The 12,760-nt window shown below is 64.0% G+C and carries 13 protein-coding genes; 6 read left to right on the top strand and 7 right to left on the bottom strand.

Annotation, left to right across the window (positions count from 1 at the left end):
* Positions 1-96: 96 nt before the first annotated feature.
* Positions 97-495, bottom strand: a complete 399-nt coding sequence (locus tag CUJ91_RS25485) for a hypothetical protein (RefSeq protein ID WP_053860278.1) — start codon at positions 493-495, stop codon at positions 97-99.
* A gap of 324 nt (positions 496-819) precedes the next feature.
* Here CUJ91_RS25485 and CUJ91_RS25480 point away from each other — a divergent pair, with 324 nt between their 5' ends.
* From CUJ91_RS25480 to CUJ91_RS25470, 3 genes are read left to right on the top strand one after another with little or no spacing between them, the layout of a single operon-like run.
* The gene (locus CUJ91_RS25480; protein WP_006053023.1) at positions 820-1,275 is read left to right on the top strand and encodes a (2Fe-2S)-binding protein; all 456 of its coding nucleotides are present in this window, start codon (positions 820-822) and stop codon (positions 1,273-1,275) included.
* A 1-nt stretch (position 1,276) separates the two neighbouring features.
* A complete protein-coding gene (locus tag CUJ91_RS25475; RefSeq protein ID WP_114157460.1) occupies positions 1,277-3,529 on the top strand; it encodes a xanthine dehydrogenase family protein molybdopterin-binding subunit in 2,253 nt (750 codons plus the stop codon).
* A 12-nt stretch (positions 3,530-3,541) separates the two neighbouring features.
* A complete protein-coding gene (locus CUJ91_RS25470) occupies positions 3,542-4,840 on the top strand; it encodes a cytochrome c (RefSeq protein WP_114157459.1) in 1,299 nt (432 codons plus the stop codon).
* Between the two features lie 91 nt (positions 4,841-4,931).
* Here the strand turns inward: CUJ91_RS25470 and CUJ91_RS25465 are convergent, their stop codons facing one another.
* The 3 genes from CUJ91_RS25465 to CUJ91_RS25455 are packed head-to-tail and all read right to left on the bottom strand — an operon-like array spanning position 4,932 to position 7,203.
* Positions 4,932-5,588, bottom strand: a complete 657-nt coding sequence (locus CUJ91_RS25465; protein ID WP_114157458.1) for an amino acid ABC transporter permease — start codon at positions 5,586-5,588, stop codon at positions 4,932-4,934.
* A gap of 2 nt (positions 5,589-5,590) precedes the next feature.
* Entirely contained in the window at positions 5,591-6,337 is a 747-nt protein-coding gene (locus CUJ91_RS25460; protein ID WP_029968756.1) for an amino acid ABC transporter permease, read from the bottom strand.
* A 41-nt stretch (positions 6,338-6,378) separates the two neighbouring features.
* Positions 6,379-7,203: a transporter substrate-binding domain-containing protein gene (locus CUJ91_RS25455; protein ID WP_114157457.1), complete on the bottom strand. Its 825-nt coding sequence runs from the start codon at positions 7,201-7,203 to the stop codon at positions 6,379-6,381.
* Between the two features lie 332 nt (positions 7,204-7,535).
* Between CUJ91_RS25455 and CUJ91_RS25450 the strand changes: the two genes are divergently transcribed.
* Positions 7,536-8,429 (top strand): LysR substrate-binding domain-containing protein, encoded by an 894-nt coding sequence (locus CUJ91_RS25450; protein ID WP_029968760.1) that lies wholly within the window; start codon positions 7,536-7,538, stop codon positions 8,427-8,429.
* 29 nt (positions 8,430-8,458) lie between these two features.
* Here CUJ91_RS25450 and CUJ91_RS25445 read toward each other — a convergent pair whose 3' ends face one another.
* Both CUJ91_RS25445 and CUJ91_RS25440 read right to left on the bottom strand, forming a co-directional pair.
* Entirely contained in the window at positions 8,459-9,541 is a 1,083-nt protein-coding gene (locus CUJ91_RS25445; protein ID WP_006053016.1) for a calcium:cation antiporter, read from the bottom strand.
* 193 nt (positions 9,542-9,734) lie between these two features.
* Entirely contained in the window at positions 9,735-10,097 is a 363-nt protein-coding gene (locus tag CUJ91_RS25440) for a BON domain-containing protein (RefSeq protein WP_006053015.1), read from the bottom strand.
* Between the two features lie 426 nt (positions 10,098-10,523).
* On the opposite strand from CUJ91_RS25440, the gene CUJ91_RS25435 reads away from it, so the two are divergent.
* Positions 10,524-11,171 carry a DNA-3-methyladenine glycosylase gene (locus CUJ91_RS25435; protein WP_029968764.1) on the top strand — a complete coding sequence of 216 codons (648 nt, stop codon included), beginning with the start codon at positions 10,524-10,526 and terminating at the stop codon, positions 11,169-11,171.
* A gap of 272 nt (positions 11,172-11,443) precedes the next feature.
* Positions 11,444-11,788: a DUF4148 domain-containing protein gene (locus tag CUJ91_RS25430; protein WP_006053013.1), complete on the top strand. Its 345-nt coding sequence runs from the start codon at positions 11,444-11,446 to the stop codon at positions 11,786-11,788.
* A gap of 316 nt (positions 11,789-12,104) precedes the next feature.
* On the opposite strand, the gene CUJ91_RS25425 is transcribed toward CUJ91_RS25430, so the two are convergent.
* Complete coding sequence (locus CUJ91_RS25425; RefSeq protein WP_006053012.1) at positions 12,105-12,545, bottom strand: CBS domain-containing protein; 441 nt, start codon at positions 12,543-12,545, stop codon at positions 12,105-12,107.
* Between the last annotated feature and the right edge of the window lie 215 nt (positions 12,546-12,760).

The raw sequence follows: 12,760 nt of genomic DNA, 5'->3' as shown, positions 1-12,760 counted from the left end.
AAACCGCGACGCCTCATCGCCGCAAATTCCGCAGACTCACCCACATTTAACGGTGAGGAAATCCGGGAGCCCAAACGCAGCGCGCTCGACTCAGACCTACTTTGTCTGCGTCCCGCGCAACACCTGCGAGACCTGGCCATGCAGATGGAGGATGCCCGGATCGGCCTGCAGCAGCGGCAGATAACGCGGCAGAAAACTGTTGTTCGGCTGATCGGCGGAAAAGAGACCGGTGACGGCTTCGACCGCGGCGAGCCGGTCGGCGGCATCGGCTTCCTTGTCGTCGAGTATTTCGTCCACGTTCGCAATGATGGTGGACAGCGGCGTCAGCCAGCGAAACCCCGAACCGTTGATCAGCACCTGCAGAAAAGCCGCCGGCGTGACCGGGCCGAATTCTTTTTCATAGGCCGCGCGTTCGTGATCGAGTATCGCCTTATGCAGCGCGAGCAGCGGCTTGCGGATGTCCGAGAGGAATTGGGTGCATTGCGGGTCGTTCATGATGCGTCTCCTTCGGATAGTCAGATAGTCAGTGCAGTCGCGTCATGCTAGCAAAATTGCGGGCGACGAACCGCCTTCGGCGCCTTCGCAACGGCGCATGTCGGGGTGCAGGCGAATTTCTTAATGCACGGCTACAATCGCCGGACCCTCACAGCACACTCGCGCAATGCCTGGTCCGAAGTCGTGCGGCGACGCATTGGCGAAGCCGCGCATCGGCATTGCGCATTAGTCCGGGCTCTCGAATAAACGCGGCAACTCGTTGCGTTTTGATCGGCGTCCCGTTCTAAACAGGCTGATAAAACATAACTCGACAAGGAACCGCTCATGACAACGTTCAATATCAACGGCGAAACGCATACCGTCGATGCGCCGCCTGACATGCCTCTGTTGTGGGTCCTGCGCGATCTCGTCGGCCTGACCGGGACGAAGTTCGGCTGCGGCATCGCTCAATGCGGCGCGTGCACGGTTCATCTCGACGGCGTGGCGGTGCGTTCGTGCGTGTTGCCCGCGGCGGCTGTCGGCGACAAGAAGATCACGACGATCGAAGCGGTCGGCAACACGCCGGCCGGCCAGAAAGTGCAGCAGGCATGGCGTCAACTGGACGTCGTGCAATGCGGTTATTGCCAGTCGGGGCAGGTGATGTCGGCGGCCTCGCTGATCGCAAGCAATCCCAATCCGAGCGATGCGGACATCGACGCCGCGATGGCCGGCAACATCTGCCGCTGCGGCACTTACAACCGCATTCGCGCGGCGATCAAGCACGCGGCGAAGGGAGTCTGACATGTCCCAGGGATTGCTCGATGCATACAAAGGCGCGAAGCGCCCGCAAGCCGAAGCCGATGAAGCGCGCGGCGTGTCGCGCCGCACGTTCCTCAAGTTCGGCGTGAGCGTCGGCGCGGCGGCGGGCGGCGGTCTGCTGCTCGGCTTCAGTCTGCCGGCCGTCAGTCAGGATCAGAAGAGCGGCAAGTCGGTGATCGGCGGCGACGCAAACGAAGCGCCGCAGAACGGCGTGTTCGCACCGAACGCGTTCATCCAGATCGACACGGCAGGCAAGGTCACGCTGGTGATTCCAAAGGTCGAGATGGGCCAGGGCGTGTACACGTCGATTCCGATGCTGATTGCAGAAGAACTCGAAGTGCCGCTCGACACCGTCACGCTCGACCACGCGCCGCCGGACGAAAAGCTTTTCACCGACCCGCTGCTCGGCGGCCAGCTCACCGGCGGTTCGACGTCGATCCGCTATGCATGGGAGCCGATGCGCCGCGCCGGCGCGACCGCGCGCACGCTGCTCGTGAGCGCGGCCGCGCAGCAATGGCAGGTCGACGCCGCGAGCTGTCATGCGCAGGCCGGCCAGGTCATCCACGCGGCGAGCAATCGCAGCATCGGCTATGGTCAACTGGTCGAGGCGGCTGCCAAACTGCCCGCGCCGCAGAACGTGCCGCTGAAGAACCCGAAAGACTTCAAGATCATCGGCACGGCAGTCAAGCGGCTCGATTCGCCGGAGAAAGTGGACGGCACGGCGATGTTCGGCCTCGACGTGCGTGTGCCCGACATGGTCTACGCGGCCATCGCGAACTGTCCCGTGTTCGGCGGCACGCTCGCAAGCGTCGACGATACCAACGCGAAGAAGATTCCCGGCGTGCGTCAGGTGGTGAAGATCGACAACGCGGTGGCCGTAATCGGCGATCACACGTGGGCCGCCAAACGCGGGTTGCAGGCGCTCGACATCAAGTGGAACGAAGGCGCGGACGCGAAGCTGTCGATGAAGCAGATCGTCGATGATCTGGCCAACGCGTCGCAACGCAATGGCGCGGTCGCGCGCAAGGACGGCGACGTGGTGCACGCGTTTTCGAACGCGAAGACGCGCGTCGATGCGATCTACCAGCAGCCGTTTCTCGCGCACGCGACGATGGAGCCGATCAATTGCACGGTCCATGTGCGCGCGGACAGTTGCGAAGTCTGGCTTGGCTCGCAGGTGCCGACGCGCGTGCGCGACGCGGCGATGGCCGTCACCGGCTTGCCCGCCGACAAGATCATCGTGCATAACCATCTGATCGGCGGCGGCTTCGGGCGGCGGCTCGAATTCGACATGGTCACGCAGGCAGTGAAGATCGCGAAGCAGGTGTCGACACCCGTGAAGGTGCTGTGGACGCGCGAAGAAGACATTCAGCACGACATGTACCGCCCGTATTACTACGACAAGATCTCCGCCGGTCTCGACGCGAACGGCAAGCCGCTCGCGTGGCAGCACCGCATCGTCGGCTCGTCGATCCTCGCGCGTTTCGCGCCGCCCGCGTTCAAGAACGGGCTCGACCCCGACGCGGTCGAGGTCGCGTCGGACCTGCCGTACGACTTGCCGAACCAGCTCGTCGACTACGTGCGCCAGGAACCGCACGCTATTCCCACCGCGTTCTGGCGCGGCGTCGGTCCCACCCGCAGCACGTTCGTGGTGGAGAGTTTCATCGACGAACTCGCGGCCGAGGCGAAGGTCGATCCCGTCAAATACCGGCGCGATCTGCTCGGCAAGACGCCGCGCGCGCTGAACGTGCTCAACGTCGCGGCGCAGGCGGCCGACTGGGGCAGCGCGGTGCCGAAGGGGCAAGGGCGCGGCGTGTCGGTCATGCATGCGTTCGGCAGCTACTTCGCGATCATCGTCGATGTCGCCATGGAGCAGGGCGAGGTGGCGGTCAAGCGCGTGGTTTGCGCGGTGGATTGCGGCATGGTGGTCAATCCGAACACGGTGGAGGCGCAGGTGCAGGGCGGCATCATTTTCGGCATTACGGGCGCGCTCTACAGCGAGATCACGATCAAGGACGGCCGCGTGCAGCAGAACAACTTCACCGACTACCGGATGCTGCGTATCGATCAGACGCCGCCTATCGACGTGCATATCGTGAAGAGCAGCGAGGCGCCCGGCGGCATCGGCGAGCCCGGCACGGCGGCGCTCGCGCCGGCGCTGACCAACGCGATCTTCGCGGCCACCGGCAAGCGGCTGCGGCATTTGCCGGTCGGCAGCCAGTTGCAAACCGCTTAACGGGAGCCCGACATGAAAAGCATACTCAAGGGTTTCGGCGCGGCGCTGAGCGTGGCGCTGCCGTTGCTGATGCAGGCATCGGCGGCAGCAGCGGCAACAGCATCGGCTTTCGATCCCGCGCTCGTGCAGCGCGGCGCTTATCTCGCGAAGGCCGGCGACTGCGCCGCCTGCCACACGGCGCCGAAGGGCAAGCCGTTCGCGGGCGGCCTGCCGATGAACACGCCGATGGGTCAGATCTACACGACCAACATCACGCCGGACTCGCAAACCGGCATCGGCGGCTATACGGAGCAGGACTTTGCGCGGGCGATGCGCGAAGGCGTCGCGAAAGACGGGCACAACCTGTATCCGGCGATGCCGTATCCGTCGTATGCCAAGGTCAACGACGACGACATGAAGGCGCTGTACGCGTACTTCATGAGCGGCGTGGCGCCAGTGCAGCAGGCGAATCGCGAGGCCGACATCGCATGGCCGATGAACATGCGCTGGCCGTTGAAGCTCTGGAACATGGTGTTCCTCGAGAAAGGCGTGTATCAGAACAAGCCGGGCAAGGACGTCGCATGGAATCGCGGCGCGTATCTGATCCAGGGCCTCGGCCACTGCGGCTCGTGTCACACGCCGCGCGGCATCGCGTTCCAGGAGAAGGCGCTCGACGAAAGCGGCAGCGCGTTTCTCACCGGCAGCCTGCTCGACGGCTGGTTCGCGACCAACCTGACCGGCGAGCATAACGTCGGCCTGGGACGCTGGAACGATCAGGACTTGCAGGCGTTCCTGAAGACCGGCGCGAATCGTCACGCCACGGCGTTCGGCTCGATGACGAGCGTGATCAACAACAGCACGCAGGCGTTGAACGATACCGACATCGCGGCCATGACGACGTATCTGAAATCGCTGCCGCCGGCGGGCGGCAACGGCGCGCCGCCTTACACGTACGATCCGCAGGCGACGAAGGTGTCGCTGAACCGTCCCGCGAACGACGCCGGCGCGCGCGTCTACACCGCGTATTGCATGCATTGCCACGGCGTCGACGGACGCGGTTTCGCGCCGATGCTCGCGCCGCTGGCCGGCAATCCGAACGTGCTGGAGAAGGACGCGTCGTCGCTCATTAACGTGACGCTGAACGGCACCGAAGACCTCGTGATCGGCGGCATTCCCGCGCCGTATCCGATGCCGAAGTACGCACCGGTGCTGACCGACCAGCAGATCGCCGACGTGTTGACGTTCGTGCGCGCCGGCTGGAACAACGGCGCGCCGGCCGTGACCGCAGCCGATGTCACGAAGCTGCGCAAGTCGACTCAAGCGGCCCGCTAGCAGTAGTTACTCAAACCGGCCGAGCATGAAAAAAGCGTCAACCGTCTTTCGGCGGTTGACGCTTTTTGTTGTGTCGCTTGCAAAGACGCGGCTAACGGTGTTGACCAACCTTGTTGCGCTTTTCGAGCACACGCGCATACCACGTCAACGGAAAACACATCGCGAAGTAGATCATGGCCACCATGCCGTAGATTGGGAACGGCCGGAACGCCGCGTTCGTGATCATCGTGCCGGTCTTCGTCAATTCCGTGAAGCCGATGATCGACGCAAGCGCCGTGCTCTTGACCACCTGCACGAGAAAACCGACCGTCGGCGCGACTGCGATTTTGAGCGCTTGCGGCCAGACGATATAGCGCAATTGCTGCGCGAACGTCATGCCGAGACTCGCGCCCGCGGCCCATTGACCGCGCGGCACCGCTTCCACGCAGCCACGCCAGATGTCGACCAGATACGCGCTCGTGTACAGCGTCAAGGTAACGGTCGCCGCGACCCACGGCGACACGTCCACGCCCACCAGCGGCAAGCCGAAGAACGCGAGAAACAGTTGCATCAGCAGCGGTGTGCCCTGGAACACTTCCACATACAGCATGACGATGCGGCGCAGCCAGGCGATCGGCGACACGCGCATCGCGAGCAGGATCAATCCGAAGACGCCGCCGCCGACGAAAGCGATCAGCGAGAGCAGCACGGTCCAGCGCGCGGCGAGCAGCAGATTACGGGCGATGTCCCACAGCGTGAATTCGACCATGATCAGCGCTCCGTCGGCACAGTGCGGGCGGCGCGCCACATCAGGCGGCTGCGCCAGGCGCGAGGCGCGCTGTCCGAGCCGCGCGCCGCGCGCCCCGCGAACAGACCGCGTCCGAACCGGTTGAGGATTTGCCGCAGCACGATTGACAGCAGCAGATACGTCGCCGTGATGATCAGGTAGCTCTCGAACGAGCGGAAGTTGCGCGACTGGACAAAGTTGGCCGCGTACGTGAGGTCCGGCACGGAGATTTGCGACACGACCGCTGAGCCGAGCATCACGATCAGCACCTGGCTCAGCAGCGCGGGGAACACATTGGCGAGCGCCTGCGGCAGCACGATATAGCGAAACACCTGGCGTCCATGCAGGCCGAGCGCCTGCGCCGCCTGTACCTGGCCGCGCGAGATCGAATCGATGCCCGCGCGCACGATCTCGATCGCATAGGCGCCGAGGTTCACTGTCATCGCCAGAATCGCGGCCTGCATTTCGTCGATATGAATGCCGAGCGTCGGCAGGCCGAAGAACACAAAGAACAGTTGCACGATGAACGGCGTGTTGCGGATCAGTTCGACGTAGCTCGCCACGACCCAGCGCGCCCACTTCGGCCCGGCCACCGCGACGCTCGCGCCGGCGATGCCGACGAGCGCGCCGAGCAACGTCGAGATCGCGGTCAGCCCCAGGGTGACCGCGACGCCGCGCGCGAGCATGCCCGCATAAAGGCCGAAGCCGCTGAAATCGAACGCATAGGTCATGGCGTGGCGCTCATCGTGAGGTCAAACTCCGGGCGGTAAATTCAGAGATCGGCGGGCAGCGGCGTGCGCAGCCATTTCTGCGAGATCGCGTTCATGGTGCCGTCGCTGCGAGCCTTGGCGATGGTTTCGTCGACTTTCTGCTTCAGACGCGGCTCGTTCTTGTTCAAACCGACGTGATCCGGCGAGCTGAACAACGAAAACTTCTGCTCGGGATCGTTCGCGGGATGACGCGCGAGAATCGTGGCGCCGACGTCGTTGCCGACCACCATCAACTGTACCTGACCAGAAATAAACGCCGAAATTGCTCCGTTGGGATCGTCGAAACGTTTGATGTTCGCGCTGGGCGGCGCGATTTTCGTCACGCTCAGGTCTTCCAGCGTGCCGCGCGCGACCGAAATCGACTTGCCGGCGAGGTCGGCGGCGTTCTTCACGGGCAGCGCTTTCGGGCCGAACACGGCGAGGTAGTACGGCGCGTAGGGCTTCGAGAAGTCGATCACCTTCTCGCGTTCCGGCGTCTGGCCGACCGACAGCAGCATGTCGGTCTTGTGGTCCGCGAGATAGGCCATGCGGTTGTCGCCCGTCACCTGCACGAGTTCGACCTTGGCGTTAAGCGCCCGGCCGATCAGATTGGCGACGTCGATGTCGTAGCCCATCGGCTTCATGTCCGGACCGATTGAGCCGAACGGCGGATAGTCCATGAACACGCCGATGCGCACCGTGCCCGTCTTCGCGATGTTGTCGAGCGCATCGGCATGCGCGGCGGGCGAGAACGCGCTGAGCGCGCCCGCGGCGGTGAACGCGAGGGCCGCGGCGAGCGTGGCGAACGCGCGGCGGGCGGTCGATTGAACGGGCTGGTGCTGGTTCATGGTGTGTCCTCTGTCGAAAAACGCTTATTGGAGTGAGATGGATGAGGTGGAAGGATGAAGTGGACTCTAGGTTTGCCAAAATCCCTCAACAAACGAAATATGCGCATGGAGGCCATGACGTAAGCTCATGCTCGCCGCATCGCCCGCCGGCTGTTGCGCGGCGACGCGCGCGGCGCGATGAATCGTTGGACGTATGAGCGCAGTGCATGCAGCCAGGGTCCGCCGCAACTCGTGGCGCGACGCGCGATCGCGTATCCTGTGGGGTTGGAAGGCGTGTCCCGACAGCAGTTCGCCGCGCCGCCTCAATGACTTTTTCTAATCCCGATATGTCGATGCGACGTCTTCCGCCGCTCAACGCGCTGCAAATTTTCGAAACCGTCGCGCGCCATCGCAGCTTCACGCGCGCGGCCGATCATCTGTGTCTCACGCAGGGCGCGGTGAGCCGGCAGATCATCGCGCTCGAGGACTACTACAAGTTTCCGCTGTTCAAGCGTCACGCGAAGGGCCTCACGCTCACCGCCGAAGGCGAGTTGCTGCTGCCCGCGGTCAAGGAAAGCTTTGCGCGTATCGAAGAGATTTCGCTGCGGCTCACGCGGCAGCGCACCGACCTCGCGCTGAAGGTGCCGACCTGCGTGATGCGCTGGATGCTGCCGAAGATCATGCGCTTTCAGACCGAGTATCCCGACCTGCATGTGCAGATCACCACGACGTGGCAGCACGACGTCGACTTCCAGCTCGAACCGTTCGACGCGGCGATCATTTACGGATCGTCGCCGGGTGCGGACGTGCAATCCGTGCCGCTCTTCGAGGAGCGTCTAACGCCGGTGTGCGCGCCCGATCTGCTGAAGGACAAGCCGCTGGCATCGGTCGCGGATCTCGCGCGCCATACGCTGCTGCATCCGACGCGCGATCATCGCGACTGGAAGATGTGGCTCGCGAGGGTCGCCGAAGCTGACCCGGCCGACGCGCGCGCGATCGACGCCGAGCACGGCCCGAGCTTCGACACGCTCGACATGGCGACCAACGCGGCGTTGCAAGGCTTCGGCGTGGCGATCAGTGACCTCGCGCTGATCGACGAGGACGTGGCCGCGCGGCGTCTCGTGCGGCCGTTCGATACGGTGCTGAAGACCGGCTGGCGCTACTACTTCGTCTATCCGGATTCAGTCGCGCATCAGCACAAGCTGAGTCTGTTTCGCGACTGGATCGCGGCGCATTGGGAAGAGTAGGCGAGGGCGCCGTCGCGCGACGGCGTGTGTCAGGGCGCGAACGATAAAAACAGGTAGGCGGCGAACAGCGACAGATGCACGGCGCCTTGCAGGATCGTCGTGCGGCCGGTGCTGATCGTCAGCGTGCTGACCAGCAGCGTGAGCACCAACAATACCGTTTCCTTGCCGTTGATGCCGAGCACGAGCGGTTGCCCCGTCGTCAGAAACACGGCGGCCACCGTCGGAATCGTCAAGCCGATGCTGGCGAGCGCCGAGCCGAGCGCGAGATTCAGGCTGTTCTGCAAGCGGTCGGCGCGCGCCGCGCGCACCGCGGCGAGGCCTTCGGGCAGCAGCACCAGCGCGGCGATCACGATGCCGACCACCGCCGCCGGCGCGCCCGCGTTTTCAACGGCCGTCTCGACAACCGGCGACAGCACTTTGGCGAGCAGCACGACGGCGACGAGGCACACCAGCAGCAAGCCGCCGCTCGTCAGCGCGAGCCGGGCGCCAGGCGGCGCGGCATGCACGTCTTCGTCGGACACGTCGGCGAGAAAATAGTCGCGATGCCGGACCGTCTGCACGAACACGAACACGCCGTACAACACGAGCGACGACACGCCCGCGAACGCCAGTTGCGACGACGACAGCATGGGGCCGACGTTGGTCGTCGTGTAGTTGGGCATGACGAGCGTCAGCACCGATAACGACGCGAGCACCGCGAGAGCCGCAGCCGCGCCGCGAATCTGAAAGTCCTGCTCGCGATGGCGAATGCCGCCCACCAGCAGGCACATCCCGACGATTCCGTTGCATACGATCATGACGGCGGCGAACACCGTATCGCGCGCAAGGCCCGCTTTCTCGGGACCGGCTGTCAGCATGACCGACACGATCAGCGCGACTTCGATCACGGTCACCGCGATCGCGAGCACCAGCGTGCCGAAGGGTTCGCCGACCTGATGCGCGACCACTTCCGCGTGATGCACGGCCGCGAATACCGCCGCGCACAGCGCGATGCCCACCAGCGCGAGCAGCAGCCCGTTGCCCGGCAACGCGTAGGACGCGCCGAGCACGATCCACGCGACGAACGGCACGGCCAGAGTCCAGCGGGGCAAGACGGTTGCGGACATGGTCATCGGCTGGTTGGTCTGTGACTTCGGTGATTTCTGTGACTTCTGTGAGTGTTCCCGGCCCGCGGAACAGCATGCGATTCTAAAAACGCGGGCGATGCAATCGAGGCTTCAGGTCTGGCGGATGCCAACGTCCCTGCAACCGGACATTGGCACCCGTCCATGCGACTGCCGGCGCGATCACGCGCCGGCCCGAGCCTTACTGCCCGACCGGCCGAACCGTCAATGCGTTCTTGACCGACGTCACGCCTGCCACGCCTTGCGCCGCTTGCGTGGCGAGGTCGACTTGCGACTGGTCCGGCACCGTGCCGGCCAGCGTCACAGCGCCGCCGCGTGCACGGACGTTGATGTTCGCGACGCTGACGCCCTTGGTCTTGGCGAGCGCGCTGCGCACCTTGCGCCCGAGCGCGCGGTTGGCGGCCTTGGCCTGCTTGCCGGTTGTCGCCGATGATGCCGCCGCTGCCGGTGCGGCCGCCGCGTCGCTGCTTTGCGCGGATGCGTTGAGCGATGCCAGTACGATCAGCGCGCCGCCGACCATCTTCATTGCCGTGGATGCTTTCATGCGAATTTCTCCTTGTCGTGAATAATTCGTCCCCTTGCGGGAACGTGTGCTGGACTACGGTAAAGCGCAATGGAACGGAAAGGACGTTGCTGCGGGTCTTGCGGATGCTTCAGGTTGACAGAGACTGCTGGATGCTGCGGATGCGGCCGAAGCGCGCGGCCGGCGAGGCGCACTGCGGGCCGAAAGACACGATACTCCAATTGGTTCCAGAATGAGGCTGCCGCTGCCTGGAAGTGAGGCGTCGCTACAACGCTCGCGACGATGGGCCGCGATGTGTGACTGCACGGTCTGGCGCTCTGAGATGGTGCGTGCGCCCCGGCGCTTGCGCAACATGCGCGAATCGGGGCATAAATGAACGCATCCACCGATGCACCGACCGACGCAAAACTCGACGCCAAAACCGACGCAAAAACAAAGGCCCAATGCATGCGCAAACCGTCGCTTCCCATCATCCCCTTGTCGCGTGACGATTTGCCCGTCGGCGCGACGCAACTCGCGCGCTTCATGATCGGCAAGTATCTCGTTCACGACGTGCCGGAAGGGCGCATGAGCGGCCGCATCGTCGAGACGGAGGCGTATCCGGTGGGCGATTCGACGAGCCATGCGTTTATCGGACGGCGTCCGCACAACGGCTCGATGTTCCTCGCGCCCGGCTATGCGTACGTCCGGCTCACCTATGGTCTCTCGTACATGCTCAACATGTCCGCCGAAGCGGAGGACGTAGGCGCCGGCATTCTGATCCGCGCGATCGAGCCGCTCGAAGGTCTGCCGCTGATGGAAGCGCGCCGCCCCGGCGTGCCGCTGCGCGATCTCGCGCGCGGGCCCGGCCGGCTGACTGTGGCGCTCGGCATCGGACAATCGTTCGACGGCCGCGATTTGTGCACCGGCCGCGATTTGTGGATCGGCGTCATCGAGACAGGCGACGTGCCGGTCGGCGTGACGACGCGCATTGGCCTGTCGCGCGAGATGCATCGGCCGTTGCGCTTTTTCGAGCCCGGCAGCGCGTTCGTGAGCGGACCGCGCAAGCTGCTGGTTGCGCCACACGCGGACCTCGGCGACGGTCCGCAAATCTGACCGCGTGCAAAGCCGTTGCGGCAAGGTCTGCACGTCGGCGCGCTTGTTCCAAAGCGAAGGCTACACGCGGCTACGCGCTGCCCAATTATTACGCGGTCGATGCGGCGCGCATTGCTATCGCCGGAAACTTCGCCGCACTTTTTCAGTGACGACAATTATGTATCTCACAAATAGGTGTTTTCCCTTGGTGAATCGATGACTAGACTGGAATCACTCGCTTCCACATGGTGTGGCAAGCGCGGCAAATAAAACCAGGTCTGGAGGTAATAATCATGAAATCGCTTATCAAGGCAGTCGCCATTGCAGCCGTTCTCGCCGCTCCGGTCGCGTCGTTCGCGCAGTCGAGCCAGCAACCGGTCACGCGCGCCGAAGTGCGCAACGAACTGATTCAGTTGGAGCGCGCGGGTTACAACCCGTCGGTCAGCAACGACCCGTACTATCCGGCCGACATTCAGGCCGCGGAACGCCGCGTGCAGGAGCAAAACCCGGCAGTCGCGCAAACGCAGTTGCCGGTCGCGGACACGAGCGGCTATGGCGGCACGACGAGCGGCTCGTCGCAATCGGGCGGCGTGCGTGAGTCGATGACCGGCGCGAAGTCGGTGTATTTCGGCAATTAAGTTGGGAAGTTGAGTTCGTAGCTGGTTTGCGCTGGTGGCAGTAGAAATGTCATCTGCGATAGCAGCGAGCGCGCCGCGATAAAAGCGGCGCGCCGCAGCTAGCGATGCGGATCTCAGTTCGCCCAGCACGCATACGTGAGCGCACTTTGGCGCTTGCAGAAGCAGGCGCTAGACACACGATCCCTATAGGCCCTGGTTCAAATGGGCTGACCAGAATCGAGGAACCTCCGCTGCCGCAAGGTAGCTTCGCCCAACCGTTCAGCGATTGGGCTTTTTTTGCGGCTAAAACCGGCGGGTAGGCGAGAAGCGTGGCCCGTCAGGGACGCTCGCCGTGGATGTAGAACTCGAGCTGCTGGATAGTGAATTGCTGCTCGGCGATGATGTTCTTCACGAGGTCGCCGATCGACACCATGCCGATGAGCCTGTCGTTCTCGATCACCGGCAAGTGGCGCATGCGCCGCTCGGTCATGAGCGCCATGCAGTCGTCGGTGGTTTGATCCGGGCGCACGAAGCGCACCGCCTTGCTCATGATCTCGCGTACCGGCGTGGCCTTCGACGACCTGTCCATCAGCACGACCTTGCGCGCGTAGTCGCGCTCGGTGATGATTCCCGCGATGCTGTCGCCGTCCGTCACGACCAGTGCGCCGATGCCTTTGTCAGCCATCAGCCTGATCGCTTCATAGACGGAGTCGTCGGCTCCGATCGTATAAACGGTCGTGTTTGGTTTGGTTTTTAGCAGCTGTGCAACGGTTGTCATGGAGCGGCTCCCTTTCGCAGTGCAGCAGTGCAGCACGCCGGCGCGGCGGGCTGTCGGTGACAGGCGATTCCAGTATAGGCGCGACGCGCCAGCGAGTGTGTCCGGGAATACCTGGAGCGCGCAACGCACGCAATTCATGTAGCGCGCGGTTTTGCGCGCGCTTTGCGATCGCGTGAAGCGTATTGCGCGTTGCGTCTCGCGCTTGCGCTCTGGTG

This window comes from Paraburkholderia graminis (assembly GCF_003330785.1).
GTDB lineage: Bacteria > Pseudomonadota > Gammaproteobacteria > Burkholderiales > Burkholderiaceae > Paraburkholderia > Paraburkholderia graminis.
This window is presented reverse-complemented; position numbering and strand designations above follow the sequence as displayed.

Coding starts and splice junctions, on each gene's coding strand:
- CUJ91_RS25485 (WP_053860278.1), bottom strand. CDS start 495: ATGAACGACCCGCAATGCACCCAATTCCTCTCGGACATCCGCAAGCCG.
- CUJ91_RS25480 (WP_006053023.1), top strand. CDS start 820: ATGACAACGTTCAATATCAACGGCGAAACGCATACCGTCGATGCGCCG.
- CUJ91_RS25475 (WP_114157460.1), top strand. CDS start 1,277: ATGTCCCAGGGATTGCTCGATGCATACAAAGGCGCGAAGCGCCCGCAA.
- CUJ91_RS25470 (WP_114157459.1), top strand. CDS start 3,542: ATGAAAAGCATACTCAAGGGTTTCGGCGCGGCGCTGAGCGTGGCGCTG.
- CUJ91_RS25465 (WP_114157458.1), bottom strand. CDS start 5,588: ATGGTCGAATTCACGCTGTGGGACATCGCCCGTAATCTGCTGCTCGCC.
- CUJ91_RS25460 (WP_029968756.1), bottom strand. CDS start 6,337: ATGACCTATGCGTTCGATTTCAGCGGCTTCGGCCTTTATGCGGGCATG.
- CUJ91_RS25455 (WP_114157457.1), bottom strand. CDS start 7,203: ATGAACCAGCACCAGCCCGTTCAATCGACCGCCCGCCGCGCGTTCGCC.
- CUJ91_RS25450 (WP_029968760.1), top strand. CDS start 7,536: ATGCGACGTCTTCCGCCGCTCAACGCGCTGCAAATTTTCGAAACCGTC.
- CUJ91_RS25445 (WP_006053016.1), bottom strand. CDS start 9,541: ATGACCATGTCCGCAACCGTCTTGCCCCGCTGGACTCTGGCCGTGCCG.
- CUJ91_RS25440 (WP_006053015.1), bottom strand. CDS start 10,097: ATGAAAGCATCCACGGCAATGAAGATGGTCGGCGGCGCGCTGATCGTA.
- CUJ91_RS25435 (WP_029968764.1), top strand. CDS start 10,524: ATGCGCAAACCGTCGCTTCCCATCATCCCCTTGTCGCGTGACGATTTG.
- CUJ91_RS25430 (WP_006053013.1), top strand. CDS start 11,444: ATGAAATCGCTTATCAAGGCAGTCGCCATTGCAGCCGTTCTCGCCGCT.
- CUJ91_RS25425 (WP_006053012.1), bottom strand. CDS start 12,545: ATGACAACCGTTGCACAGCTGCTAAAAACCAAACCAAACACGACCGTT.